The following is a 12562-nucleotide window of genomic DNA, read 5'->3' on the forward strand; positions in this document are numbered from 1 at the left end:
AGCCGCCCCACAGGTCGAGCACCGGTTCACCGTCGACCGTGACGCACAGTGCCGCACCGAGTTCCGCGCCGGAGCCGAGGTGTTCGTCGAAGGCCGCGCGCACGGCCGCGAAATCGTCGTGGCAGAAGCCCGAGGAGCTGCTCATCGCGACACCCCCGCCGTCGCGCGGGCCTGCACCGGCAGGGCGTTGCCCGCGGCGGCGGCCCGTTTCGCGCCGCGCGCCAGTTCCTTCGTCAGGGCCCGCACATACGGCTCGAACTCGGCCTGGATGGTGTGCCGGGGCGAATCGTAGTAGCGGCCGGCCCTTTTGGCCTCGTGCGCGGCGAGTGCCTGCTCGATCTCGGCGCGTGGCGGCAGGTGGTAGCGACCGGTGAGGTAGGCGGCGACCAGCTTGCTCTGCTGCTCGGCGAAATTGACCAGCGTCGGCATCGGCTGGGCCAGGCCGAGATAGAACAGATTGTCCACCCCGGGCTTGTGCATCAGCTGGAACAGCGGGAAGCGGTTGTCGGCGCGGGGCGCCAGGTCCGGGTCGGTGAAGAAGGGGAAGCTGATGTGGTAGCCGGTGGCGCACACGATCACGTCGACCTGCTCGCTGCTGCCGTCCGCGAAATGCACGGTGTCGCCGTCCAAGCGGACGATGGCGGGCTTGCACTCCACGTCGCCGCAGCCCGCGCGGTGCAGGAATTCCTCACTGGCCGACGGGTGCGCCTCGAAGGGCTTGTGGTCGGGTGCGGGCAGGCCGTAGTTCTGCATCTCGCCGCGGTTCTTGCGGACGAAGCGCTGCTTGAGCTTCAGACCGAGCTTGGCCGGCATCCACCTCGGCATGGACGCGCGGTCACCCACCTGGCCCCGCACGTATTTCGGCAGCACCCACACACCGCGCCGCGCGGACACGAACAGTTTCGCGGCGAGGAAACGCTGCGACAGTTCCGAGGCGATGTCGAGCCCGGAGTTGCCCATGCCGACCACCACGATTCGCTTGCCGCGCATATCGATCGGGTCGAACGGGTCGTTGTAGGCGTGACTGTGCATGAGTACGCCGTCGAATTCGCCGGGATAGTCGGGGAAGCGGGGGTCCCAGTGGTGGCCGTTGCAGACGATCAGGGCGTCGAAGATCTCGGTGTCCCCGGCCGCGGTGGTCACCCGCCACAGCCCGGCGTCGTCACGTTCGGCCGCGGTGACCAGGCTGTCGAACCGGATCCGGTCGCGCAGGCCGAAGTGGTCGACGTAGTCCTTGAAGTACTGCAGCAGCTGGGAATGGTGCGGGAAGTCCGGCCATTCCGCGGGCGCCGGGTAGTCCTCGAACTGCAGGCGGTACTTCGAGGTGTCGATGTGCAGGCTCTGGTAGCAGGCCGACATCCCGTTGGGGTTCTTGAAGTACCAGTTGCCGCCCACCTCGTCGGAGGCCTCGTAGCAGACGAACGGAATGCCGTACTCGGCAAGCCTTTTGGCGACGGTGATACCCGACGGCCCGGCGCCGATGACGCAGACCCTGGGTAGTTCGCGTGTATCCATGCACAACTCCTGAACGGCGAAGGTCGTCGATGACCGTGCCGAGTGACGTGGCCCACAGGATAGCTGTTCGCTGGACATCGTGTCTAGTGAATTGGCGGATCGTCTAGGATGGTTCGCATGACGTCCGAACCCGCCCGTCGCGGATCGCTGCGCGAGGAACAGAAACGCCTCACCAAGGCCAGGATCGTCGAGACCGCGCGCACCCTGTTCGAGACGCAGGGCTACTCCGACGTCCGCGTCGACGACATCGCCGCCGCCGTCGGCTGCAGCCGCGCCACCTTCTACCTGCACTTCCCCAGCAAGGGCGAGGTGCTGCGGGCGATCGCCAACGAGGGCACGCTCACCAGCGTGCGGGAGTTCTACGCCGACCTCGACCGCGTGCTCACCACCGGGTCCCGGGAGGCGTTCGCGGAGTGGATGTCTCGCGCGATCGACTGGTTCTTCGTCAACAAGGACATGCTGCCCGCCTGGGACGAGGCGACCGCGGTGGAACCGGAGTTCCGCGCGGTCGCGCGCGAGGGCATCATGGCCTTGGCCGACAGCATGCCCGCCTACCTCGCGCGCTGGCCCGAGGCCCGGCGCGACGAGGCCAGGCTGCGGATCGAGTTGCTCGTCGCCCAGCTCGAGCGGTTCTTCACCCGGTGGGCCATGCAGGGGACGATCGATGTCACCGCCGAGCAGGCCGCGGCGGTTCTGACCGACGTGTGGTTTCCCGCGCTGCAGGCACCGTGATCAGCGGGTCGGCCAGCCGCCGTTGCGTTTGCGCTGGTCGACCTTGTCGTCGTCGACGAGTCGTTCGATGCCGAGCTTCTCGGCGAACAGGTGCCGCTGGGTGATCCAGCCGAGCACCGACAGACCGATCCAGGCCAGCGTCGAGGTGACCTGCTGCCAGCCCGGTTCGGGGTCGCGCAGGAACGCCAGCGAATCACCCATCCGGCCGAGACCGCTGAGCACCATGCTGGCGCCGCCGATCGAGGTGAGCCACAGCAGGGCGCGGGCACGGAACTTCTCGGCCAGGAACGCGCCCGCCACGCACACCGCGAGGGCGACGATCATGCTCAGGGCGATGTTCTTGTCGCCGGGCTGCAGCACCGTCGCCAGTTTGGTGCCGATCATCGCGCCGGTGAGACCACCGATGAAGTACGACGCGAAGCGGAAGACCAGCGAGGTCACCACCCACGCCGAGACCGCGCCGATCAGGCCGACCAGCAGCAGCCACCAGAACGAGGCGTTGACCAGGTCGGCGATCAGCCAGCCGAGGCCGAAGCCGATCGCCAGGATTCCCAGGTGCACCGAGCGGATGCCGTAGAAGCAGAGCAGGACGCCGACCGCCGCGACGACGATGCCGTTCATGGGCACTCCTTTCCAGAGTCGAGCGTGCTCACGGCTGGGCGGGCAGGTCGGCGGTGGCGGCGGCCACGGTCGGGTAGACGCCGATCGGGGTGTCACCGTGGGCGGCGGAGCCGAGCTCGTCGCCGAATTGCGCCACCGTGCGGGCGATCCGGAAGTCGACCCGGCGCTGCGCGAGGTCCTTGCGCAGCGCGAGCAGCGCGCTGACGGCGGTGACGTCGAGGGTCGGTGAGGTCTCCGCGTCGAGGACGACGATCCTGGTCTGCTCGGTGCACAGGGCCTCGATCCGCTCCCGCACGTAGTCGGCGTTGGCGAAGAACAACCCCGATTCGACCCGCACCACCAGCAGATCGGGCCGCGTGGACAGGTCGGGATGCCTGACCTGATCCACCCACAGCGACCCGCTCTTGGCCAGCGCCGCGACATGCGGCTGCGAGGCGCGGTAGACCAGCAGCAGCGTCGCCACGCCGATGCCGATGAGCAGGCCGGGCAGGGTGTCGAACAGCAGCACACCGAGCAGAGCCGCCATCGCGCCGAGGAAATCCGCCCTCGCGGCACGCCCGTAGATGCTGCCGAGCAACTGGGACCAGACGCGGTACAGGCGGCGCAAGGCGGAGACGTCGACGAGTTCGATCACGGCGGCGATCACCACGGCGGCCAGCGTCGCCTCGGGCAGCTTCTCGAACAGGCCCGTCAGGAACAGCAGGGTGAGCAGCGTGAGGGCGGCCACCACCAGTCCGCTGAGCTGTGTCTTCGCACCGGCGCCGCCGTTCACCGCGGTCTTGGACAAGCTGCCGTTGACCACCATCCCCGACGCCAGCCCCGACCCCAGGTTGGCGGCGCCGAGGCCGAGCAGTTCCCGATTGGGGTCGATGGCGTAACCCGCCTTGGCCGCATAGGTTTTCGCGGCGCCGAGGCCTTCGGCGAAGCCGATCAGCAGCACGCCGCAGGCCGGGCCGAGCAGGTCGAGGTAGTCGTGGAAGCCGACGCCAGAGGGCGGGCCGAGCGCGGGTAGTCCGGCGTCGATGTGGCCGACGATGGCGACGCCCTTGTCGTCGAGGCCGAAGATCCACACGGCCAGGATGCCGAGCAGCACCGCCAGCAGGGAGCCGGGCACCAGCGGCAGCCAGCGCCGCACGCCGAGCACGACGGCCAGGCTCACCAGCCCGATCAGCAGGGTGCGCCAGTGTGTCTCGCCCAGCTCGCCGAGCACACCCCACGTCTGTTCGAAGAAGTTGCCCTCGTGTTTGCCGACGCCGAGGAGCTTGGGCACCTGGCCGATGACGATGGTCAGCGCGAGCCCGACGATGAACCCCTTGAGCACCGGTTCGGAGATGAACGCGGCGATGAAGCCGAGGCGGATCAGTCCGGCCAGCAGACCGACCAGGCCGGTCGCGATCGCGAGCGCGGTCGACAGCGCGAGGTAGCGGCCGCTGTCGGCCCCGGCCAGGGGCGCGATGATCGCCGCCGACAGCGCCGCGGTGGCCGACATCGGCGCCACGATGAGATGCCGTGAACTGCCGGCCAGCGCGTAGAGCACCAGCGAGGGCACCGCCGCGTAGAGGCCGACCACCGGCGGCACCCCGGCGATCGAGGCGTAGGCGAGTCCCTCCGGCACCAGCACCGCCCAGACCGTCAGGCCGGCCAGCACGTCCGGTCGGATCCAGCCGCGCTGGTAGCCGCGCAGGGATTCGAAGATCGGGACCGCCATCGCCTCGTTCCTCCTACAGTCCGCCGATCCCCTTGCCGAGGACCACCGCACCCATCACGACCAGCACGATCGCCATCACCGCGTGATTGTTGGCCTGCAGCCACTCGCGCAGGGAGTTCAGGGTCGGCCGCAACCGGTCCGCGGCGACGAGGTAGCCGAGCACGACCGCGAGGACTGTGGACGAGGCGAGCAGCGTGAACACCACGATCGCGGTGATCGAGGCGCCGGTATCGAGCCCCGCGCCGCCGATCACCAGCCCCGCCGACAGGCCGAGCAGCAGATTCTTCGGATTGACCCCGGACAGCAGCGCGCCGAGGCCGGTGGCTTTCGCCGTGGTCATGGAGTCGATGGCCTGCATCCATCCGGGCACCGCGGTGTCGGCGCGCGCCTGCCACTGCCGCACCGCCAACACGACGAGCCCCAGCCCGAGCACGATCTTGATCCATGACACCACCGCCGACGGCTCCTGTTCGGTGCCGTCGCTCAGCGACCCGGAGACCACCGTGAACACCGCCACCACAGCCAGGATTCCGACGACCCACCCGCCCGCGAAACCCTTCGCCGCCCCACCCGCGTTCCGCGACAGGATCATGAGAATCGCCGCCACGATCGGAATCGGCGACAGCGCGATACCGACCGCGAGCGGCAGCAGATCACCGAGTACCTGGCCCATGGTCACCACGGTAGGAACCGAGGGCCCGTGTGCGCCTCACACCTTCTGGATGAGATCGACGGGCCCCTCAGCCGACGAGGGCGACGATGGCGCCGCGGCGAACAGCCGGCGCGAATCACCGTGCACATCATCCGAATCGGATGAGATGACCGCGGCCGGGTTCACCCGTATCGGGTGAGGCGGGGCGTGCCCGATCGGCGCAGCATCGCGGGATGGGATCATCACCTGCGCTCGGCCCGGTCGAATTCCTCGTCCTCGCCTTTCCCGGCACCAGCGTCGACTCCGCCGTCACCGACGCCCTGACCGAGGTCGTCGCGAACGGGCTGGTGACGTTGCTGGACATGGTGGTGCTGACGATGGACGAGGCGGGCACGATCACCGAGTCCGAGATCGACGACGACCTGACCGAGGTGGGGCTGACCGGGCTCACCGCCGCCGACATCGACCTGGTCAGCGACTCCGATGTGGAGGTCGTGCGCGCGTCGCTGGAACCGGGGAGTACGGCCCTGATCCTGGTCTTCGAACAGACCTGGGCCGTGCGGCTGGCCTCGGCGGTGCGCGGCGCCGAGGGCGAGGTCGCGCTGCAGGTGCCGGTACCCCGCGACGTCGTCGAATCCGCGGTATCCGCCGCGATGACGGCCTAGGGAGGAGCAGATATGCCGCTACGACGGGGCCGTATCGGTCGGCCCGGACTACTGGGGACGGTGGCGCGGACGGCGGTGGTCGCCGGCACCGCGACCGCGACGTCCAACGCGATCAACAATCGGGCCGCCAGACGTTCGGCCGAGCAGCAGGCCTACGCCCAGCAGCAGAACGCCGAGCAGGCCGCACAGCAACAGGCCTATGCCCAGCAGACAGCCGCACAACAACAGGCCTACGCCCAGCAGGCGGCCACACCGCACGAGGCCTACGCGCCGCCTGCGCCACCGCCCGCCGAGCCCATCGATCTGGTCGGCAAGCTGAAGCAGTTGAGCGAATTGCATTCCGCCGGAGCGCTGTCCGACGCCGAGTTCGCCGCAGCCAAGGCACAGCTGCTCGGCTGAGCACGTCCCCGCAGAGCCGCACGGACCCGGCGAGGGTCCGCTCATCGAACCCCGGATCATCCGAGGGCGCGACGCTTTTCGGTGGCCTCACTCCTGGAGACGGGCGCCCACCGTGTGGACGACGACCACGCGGGGATTCAACGGCACCAGATCGTCCACCGCCGCTTGGAGTTCGGCTACCGGCGGCAGCTGTTCCGGGCCGAGCACCGAGACCGTCGCGGTGTCGCCGTGCACCGTGACGTCGACGACCTGCGCACCGGGCGCGTCGCCCAGCCAGTCCTCGGTCGCGTCGGCGATCTGCCTGGCCCACAGCGTCGACAACGAATTGAGCACCATCGGGATCGCGACGAGCACCAGCGCGGCACCGAGCACCAGATACGCGCGACCGCGCCGGGCGCCCGCCGCCTCGCCCTCCCCCGCGTAGCCCGCGACGAGCAGCACCGTCGTCACGGTGATGATCATCGCGACGACATTCGACGCGAACAGCACGAACGCGCCGAGCGCCAGGGAGGGCGCCCCAGATCCGAGACACACCCCGACCACTCCGAGCGGCGGCACCAGCGAGATCGCGATCGCCACGCCGGGCAGCACATCGCCGACATCGCGCCGGGTGACGGCCACCGCCGCGACCAGCCCGGTGGCCAGCGCGGCGGTGAGATCCATCAGCTTCGGCGAGGTCCGCCCCACCACCTGCGCGTTCGACAGCACGTTGACCGGATTCGGCAGCACCTGGGCGAAGACGAACCCGAGCGCGACCACCACGACGATCCCCGCCAGCACCAGGATCAGACTGCGCCCGACCAGGGCCGTTCGCCCGGTGACCACACCCAGCGCGACACCGAGGATCGGTACCGACAGCGGCGCGACGATCATCGCGCCGATCACCGTGGCGGTGGAATCGCCGATGACGCCCGAGATCGCGATGACCGCCGAGAGCACGAGCATGATCCAGAACGCCGACCGTTTGGCGGTCACGTCACCGACGGAGAGGTCCAGCTTGTCGGTGAGCTCGTCGAGGGTGCGACGCTGCTGGTCGGGAACCAGGAATCCGAGCATGCGGTGTTCCTCGCGGCTCAGGGGGTGACGATCGAGAAGTCGGGGTCGGGCTCGTCGAGGTAGCCGACCAGCTCGGCCAGCTTGCTCGCGTCTCCGTCGACGGTGACGCGGCCCGCGGCGATCATGTCCGGCAAGGATTCTCCATCCAGCAGGGCCGCCCGCAGATCAGGTTCGGTGAGGGTGAAGGTCGCGTCGGCGGGCGACACCTCACCCTCGACGTCGAAGTGGACGAGCAACCCGTTGCGCAGGTGCGTGCGGTGCACCGGTCCGCCCTGGACGCGCCAGTCGATGACGATCGTCGCCGACCAGGCACGCGGGCCGTCGATGCGCAGGGCGAGTGCGTCGAAGAGCTGCTCCACCGACAGCGCTGCCTCGATGTCGGGCGCGTTGGCCACGGTCGGGGTCCCGACCTTGCCGTTGCGCAACTCGTAGGCGCCCATCAGGAAGAAGTTGCGCCAGGTGCCGTTCTCGGACCCGTAGCCGAGCTGCTCGAACGTGTCCGCCTGCAGCGCTTTCGCTTCGGCGTTGCCGGGGTCGGCGAAGATCACGTAATTGAGCACCTGGGCGACCCAGCGGTAGTCGCCGTCCTCGTAGACCTTGCGCGCCTTGACGATCACCTCGTCCGCGCCACCCATGAAATCCACGTGACGGCGGGCGGATTCGACCGGCGGGTGCTGCCACAGATTGGCCGGATTACCGTCGAACCAACCCATGTACCGCTGGTAGATCGCCTTCACGTTGTGGCTGACCGAGCCGTAGTAGCCGTGGGTGGACCACGAGTTCTCGATCGCGGGCGGCAGCTGGATGTCCTCGGCGATCTCGATGCCGGTGGCGCCCTTGTTCAACGCGCGCAGCGTCTGGTCGTGCAGATAGCCGTAGAGGTCACGCTGGATCGAGAGGTATTCGGTGAGCCGCTCGGTGCCCCAGGTGGGCCAGTGGTGCGAAGCGAAGACGACATCGGACCGGCCGGCGTAGCGGTGGATCGCCTCGGTCAGGTACTTCGACCACACATGCGGATCGCGCACCAGCGCGCCACGCAGGGTCAGCAGGTTGTGCAGGGTGTGGGTGGCGTTCTCGGCCATGCACAGCGCACGCAGGGCGGGGAAGTAGAAGTTCATCTCCGAGGGTGCCTCGGTGCCGGGCGTCATCTGGAATTCGATCTCGACACCGTCGACGGTGACCGTCTGGCCGGTGTGGTCGACGTCGATGGTCGGCAGGATCAGGGTGGGCACACCGGTGGAGGTGGTGGCACCCAGTCCGGCGCCGACGGCACCGAGCGGGCCACGGGGCAGGAAAGCGCCGTACATATACGCCGCGCGCCGCGACATCGCGGTACCCGCGTACACGTTCTCCTCCACGGCGTGTTCGATGAAACCGACCGGTGCGATGACGGGGCACTTCCCCGCGTCCACGTCGGCTTGCGCGAGCACACCCTTCGCGCCGCCGAAATGGTCGATATGGGAGTGCGAGTAGATCATCCCGGTCACGGGGCGGTCGCCCCGATGCTCGCGGTACAGGGCCAGGCCGGCGGCGGCGGTCTCCGCCGAGATCAGCGGGTCGATCACGATCACGCCGGTTTCGCCCTCGACCATGGTCATGTTGGACAGGTCGAGGCCACGGATCTGGTAGATACCCTCGGCCACCTCGAACAGGCCCTGCATCGCGACGAGCTTCGACTGGCGCCACAGGCTGGGGTGCACCGTAGACGGGCATTCGTCGTCGAGGAAGGAGAACGCGCCGCTGTCCCACACCACGTCGCCGTCGGCGTTGCGCACGACCCCCGGTGTCAATGCCGCGATGAATCCCCGTTCGGCATCGGCGAAGTCCTGGGTGTCGCCGAACGGTAGTGTGCGCGTGGCCTGCTCGTTGCCCGCTTCGATGCTGGCCGAGGCATCCTGCTGACTGGTCATCAGTTCCCTTCCCACGACAGATGAGCGACTCGCGACGACCGGATCCGGGCCGACGAGTCGACCGCACCCGCAGCATCACATCGCGCCGCCGGCACGACCTCATCCGAACGGGGTGAACTTGGCGGCGCCGCGCGTCAGATCACGCCGAGCGCGCGGGCCGTGGCGATGGCGTCGGCGCGGGCGTTGACGCCCAGCTTCTGATAGATGCCGCGCAGGTGGGTCTTCACGGTGTTCACCGAGACGCCCATGCCTGCGGCGATGGTCACCGCGGTCATGCCGGACGGAAGTTGGCGCAGCACCGCCAGTTCGGTGTCGGTGAGGTTGGGCGCGTCGGCCACGGCACCGCGGTGGGTGCGGATCTGGTCGGCGAAGGCGTCGTAGCGGCCGAATCGGCCGCCGAGCCGGTCGAGTGTCTCGGCCGCGCCGGGGACGTCGAGGAACGGGCGGATCAGCTGGTCGCCGCAGGCCAGGGCCAGCGCGTGGGCGAGGGCGTCGTCGACCTTGCGCGGTCGGTCGAGCCGGTCGGCGGCCACCGCCACCACCAGCCACGCCGTCACCTCGTGGGCGGACCGCCAGGTCGGAGCACCGGCGAGCAGCGGTTCCAGCAGCGCCAGTGCCGCCGTCGGCCGCTGCGTGGCCAGCGCGAGACCCGCGGCCGCGACCAGGGTTTCGGGCGTATCGCCGAGAATCCGCACGGCATGCTCGACCAGCTGTTGCGCGTCGATCTTCGCCTGCACGCGCAGCAGCAGCCACAGCACGTCGGTGACCAGGGCGTCGGTGCCGAGCAGGGTCGGGGTCTCGTCGAGCAGCCGGTGCAGTTGCTTGGCCAGCGCCGTGGCGGCCGACGCGCGGTCGGTGGCGTCCTCGAAGGCCAGGATGCCGGTGACGATCGCCGCCTGCCGCAGCGGTGCGGGGGTGGTGATCTCGAACTCTGCGTCGCCGGGCAGGACACCCAGCACCCGCTTGGTCGGCTCGCCGCGCTGGTGGGCGGCATAGGCGCCGATCGTCGCGGCGAAGACCGTCTCGGCCGCACCGGACAGGTGGTGGCGGTCGGCGCAGTCGAGCGCGGCCTCGGCCAGCGCGTACTGCTCGCCGATCCGGCCTGCCAGTCCGGCCGCGACGGCGAGGCCCGTCCTGGCGCGCACCGCGGTGCGGCCGAGTCCCACTTCCTCCGCGTGCACGATCGCGTGCCGCAGCGCCGCGACGCCGCTGTCGAGCGCACCGCCGGACACGTCGGCGCAGCCGCAGTGCAGCGCGGCGAAGCAATCCAGATCCGGTTGACCGGTCACCTCGGGCAGCGGCCAGCGCATCGAGGCCGAATCCCCCACCAGCACCGAGACTCCCGCACTGACCGCGTGGTCGAGCGCGACGGTCCACGCCGCCGGGACCAGCCGGGAGGCCGCGCCGGACCCGACGTGCGCGGCCTCGAGATACACCTCCGCCGCGGCGCTCTCCCCGGCCTCGATCGCGACGGCCGCGCGCAGCAGCCGGACGAAGGTGTCCTCGGCCAGCTCGGGGACGTGCTCGACGGCGGCCAGCAGCCGATGACCGGCACCGTCGAGCACCAGGCGCGGACCCCAATCACGAAGGAACACCGCCAATCCCGGCGCACCGGGTTCGGCGAGCACATGGTCCAGCGCGTGGCCTGGCCGCGCGACGGCGGCGAACCAGGCCGCGACCCGGCGATGCAGCGCGGGCAGCCGATCGGCCCTGGTATGCGCGGCCTCGGCGAGCAGGTAGGCGCGCAGCAGCGGATGATACGAATACCAGAGCTCGCCCGCGTCGGCGACGGTGTGCATGGGGAAGTTGGCGCGCGAGAGCTCGTCGACGACGCGAGCGGCACCCTCGCCCGCGAGTTCCTCGGCCAGCGGCAGGCAGAACCGCGCGGGCACCGCCGTCACGAGCAGGAACTCGAGCGTCTCGGCGGGTAACGCGCCCATCAGCTCGGCGACGAGGAAATCGGCGACCGCGTGCGAGGGCCTGGCCAGCGTGGTGAGCGCGGTGTCGCGGTCTTCGGGGTTGGCGGCCAGGTAGATCGCCGCGATCCGCACCAGCGCGGCCCACCCCCGGGTGAGCGAATGCACCAGGGCGAGTTCGTCGGCGTCGAGCAGGCAACCGTGCTGGGCGAACAGCCGCGCGATCCGGTCCGGCGACAGGGCGAGGTCGCCGGCCCCGATCCGGGTGAGCTTGCCGTCCAGTTCCAGCGTGTGCCACCGCAGCGGCGGGTCGAACCGCGCCGCGACCAGCACCGTCACCGTGGCGGGCAGGTGGGTGAGGAGGTGTTCGAGACCGGCCAGCTGGAAGGGGTCGCACAGCAGGTGGACGTCGTCGAGCACGAGCACCGACGGTTCGGCCGTGCTGAGCGCGAGCGCCAGATCGGCGGCCTGGTCGACGGGGGTGCACAGCGCGCCGTCGGCGACCTCGCCCGCGCGGCCGAGGGCGCGCGCGATCGCGGGGAGCAGCTCGCCGCGTTCGGCCAGCTGCTCGGTGACCGTCAGCCAGGCGACGGACCCGCCGCGGACACGGCGTGATCGGGTCGCCCAGTCGACCAGCGCCACTGTCTTGCCGCTGCCCGCCGGACCGCAGATCAGCACGGTATGACCGCCGGGGGCGCGGTCGAGGCGACCGGCCAGCTCGGTGGACCGGATCGGGGTGAACGACAATTCCGGAACGCGGGCCGCCGCGGCGCCCTCAGCTATCGCGCGGTACGAGGTTGCCACCACCCACACTCCTGCGTTCGTCGCCTGTCCCCCGGGTCGATCCGCCAGCAGGTTCGACGGTAGGCCAAACCTGACCTGCGCGTTTGTCTGTGGCAGGAGGTGGACGTGATGGTTATCAGATCGACGTCATGACGTCGACCGATGGGACATCGGCTACTTTATGGCTATCAGTCCGGCAGGCGGGACATGCCGATCAGGGTGAGCCCGAGCGCGTCGATCCGGGCAAGCACGCCGCGCATGGCGGTGTTGTCGGCCAGTTCGCCGTAGAGGGTGGTCATGCCGGTGGGCGAGTGCGCGCTGCGGCGCAGTTCCGGGAAAGCGGCGATGGCGCGGTCGGTCAGTTCGCCCTCGAGGACGAACTGGTAGCGAATCGTGCCCGGCGTCGACATGTTTCCCAGTCTTGACGCGCGCGCGTCCGCTCGCCTCACCCGCTCGGGGTGAATCTGTGGCGAACCGGTCGCGGCGGGGGCCGCCCCGGCCCGGTGGCCCGGCGGTGACGGGGGGGCGGGGGCCGGTATGAGGGCGGCGAATTCCCCAGTGGGCAAAGGGCGCCGCGGGGTGGCGGCCGGGGTGGCGCGCTCGGG

The 12562-nt window shown here is 69.9% G+C and carries 11 protein-coding genes; 3 read left to right on the forward strand and 8 right to left on the reverse strand.

Annotated elements, in window-relative coordinates; translation table 11 throughout:
- Positions 1–141 precede the first annotated feature (141 nt).
- Entirely contained in the window at positions 142–1515 is a 1374-nt protein-coding gene (locus QH270_RS32355) for a flavin-containing monooxygenase (protein ID WP_280348384.1), read from the reverse strand.
- 117 nt (positions 1516–1632) lie between these two features.
- On the opposite strand from QH270_RS32355, the gene QH270_RS32360 reads away from it, so the two are divergent.
- A complete protein-coding gene (locus tag QH270_RS32360; protein ID WP_280348386.1) occupies positions 1633–2247 on the forward strand; it encodes a TetR/AcrR family transcriptional regulator in 615 nt (204 codons plus the stop codon).
- Here QH270_RS32360 and QH270_RS32365 read toward each other — a convergent pair whose 3' ends face one another.
- The 3 genes from QH270_RS32365 to QH270_RS32375 are packed head-to-tail and all read right to left on the reverse strand — an operon-like array spanning position 2248 to position 5249.
- The gene (locus QH270_RS32365; protein WP_280348388.1) at positions 2248–2868 is read right to left on the reverse strand and encodes a DUF4203 domain-containing protein; all 621 of its coding nucleotides are present in this window, start codon (positions 2866–2868) and stop codon (positions 2248–2250) included.
- 28 nt (positions 2869–2896) lie between these two features.
- The gene (locus QH270_RS32370; RefSeq protein ID WP_280348391.1) at positions 2897–4576 is read right to left on the reverse strand and encodes a SulP family inorganic anion transporter; all 1680 of its coding nucleotides are present in this window, start codon (positions 4574–4576) and stop codon (positions 2897–2899) included.
- Positions 4577–4589: 13 nt separating this feature from the next.
- A complete protein-coding gene (locus tag QH270_RS32375; RefSeq protein ID WP_280348393.1) occupies positions 4590–5249 on the reverse strand; it encodes a GAP family protein in 660 nt (219 codons plus the stop codon).
- Positions 5250–5461: 212 nt separating this feature from the next.
- On the opposite strand from QH270_RS32375, the gene QH270_RS32380 reads away from it, so the two are divergent.
- Both QH270_RS32380 and QH270_RS32385 read left to right on the forward strand, forming a co-directional pair.
- A complete protein-coding gene (locus QH270_RS32380; protein WP_280348395.1) occupies positions 5462–5893 on the forward strand; it encodes a DUF6325 family protein in 432 nt (143 codons plus the stop codon).
- A 12-nt stretch (positions 5894–5905) separates the two neighbouring features.
- Positions 5906–6292 (forward strand): SHOCT domain-containing protein, encoded by a 387-nt coding sequence (locus tag QH270_RS32385; protein ID WP_280348397.1) that lies wholly within the window; start codon positions 5906–5908, stop codon positions 6290–6292.
- Positions 6293–6379: 87 nt separating this feature from the next.
- Here QH270_RS32385 and QH270_RS32390 read toward each other — a convergent pair whose 3' ends face one another.
- The 4 genes from QH270_RS32390 to QH270_RS32405 all read right to left on the reverse strand — a co-directional run bounded on the left by QH270_RS32390 (position 6380) and on the right by QH270_RS32405 (position 12367).
- Positions 6380–7348 carry a DUF389 domain-containing protein gene (locus QH270_RS32390; RefSeq protein WP_280348399.1) on the reverse strand — a complete coding sequence of 323 codons (969 nt, stop codon included), beginning with the start codon at positions 7346–7348 and terminating at the stop codon, positions 6380–6382.
- A gap of 17 nt (positions 7349–7365) precedes the next feature.
- Positions 7366–9258 (reverse strand): alkyl/aryl-sulfatase, encoded by a 1893-nt coding sequence (locus QH270_RS32395; protein ID WP_280348401.1) that lies wholly within the window; start codon positions 9256–9258, stop codon positions 7366–7368.
- A 134-nt stretch (positions 9259–9392) separates the two neighbouring features.
- Positions 9393–11981 (reverse strand): LuxR C-terminal-related transcriptional regulator, encoded by a 2589-nt coding sequence (locus QH270_RS32400; protein WP_280348403.1) that lies wholly within the window; start codon positions 11979–11981, stop codon positions 9393–9395.
- 164 nt (positions 11982–12145) lie between these two features.
- Positions 12146–12367, reverse strand: a complete 222-nt coding sequence (locus tag QH270_RS32405; protein WP_280348405.1) for a hypothetical protein — start codon at positions 12365–12367, stop codon at positions 12146–12148.
- Positions 12368–12562 lie beyond the last annotated feature (195 nt).

This window comes from Nocardia neocaledoniensis (assembly GCF_029868625.1).
In the GTDB taxonomy this organism is placed as follows: Bacteria; Actinomycetota; Actinomycetes; order Mycobacteriales; family Mycobacteriaceae; genus Nocardia; species Nocardia neocaledoniensis_A.

Bases quoted from the DNA above. Each gene is read 5' to 3' on its own strand.
- QH270_RS32355 (WP_280348384.1), bottom strand. From the start codon at position 1,515: ATGGATACACGCGAACTACCCAGGGTCTGCGTCATCGGCGCCGGGCCG.
- QH270_RS32360 (WP_280348386.1), top strand. From the start codon at position 1,633: ATGACGTCCGAACCCGCCCGTCGCGGATCGCTGCGCGAGGAACAGAAA.
- QH270_RS32365 (WP_280348388.1), bottom strand. From the start codon at position 2,868: ATGAACGGCATCGTCGTCGCGGCGGTCGGCGTCCTGCTCTGCTTCTAC.
- QH270_RS32370 (WP_280348391.1), bottom strand. From the start codon at position 4,576: ATGGCGGTCCCGATCTTCGAATCCCTGCGCGGCTACCAGCGCGGCTGG.
- QH270_RS32375 (WP_280348393.1), bottom strand. From the start codon at position 5,249: ATGGGCCAGGTACTCGGTGATCTGCTGCCGCTCGCGGTCGGTATCGCG.
- QH270_RS32380 (WP_280348395.1), top strand. From the start codon at position 5,462: ATGGGATCATCACCTGCGCTCGGCCCGGTCGAATTCCTCGTCCTCGCC.
- QH270_RS32385 (WP_280348397.1), top strand. From the start codon at position 5,906: ATGCCGCTACGACGGGGCCGTATCGGTCGGCCCGGACTACTGGGGACG.
- QH270_RS32390 (WP_280348399.1), bottom strand. From the start codon at position 7,348: ATGCTCGGATTCCTGGTTCCCGACCAGCAGCGTCGCACCCTCGACGAG.
- QH270_RS32395 (WP_280348401.1), bottom strand. From the start codon at position 9,258: ATGACCAGTCAGCAGGATGCCTCGGCCAGCATCGAAGCGGGCAACGAG.
- QH270_RS32405 (WP_280348405.1), bottom strand. From the start codon at position 12,367: ATGTCGACGCCGGGCACGATTCGCTACCAGTTCGTCCTCGAGGGCGAA.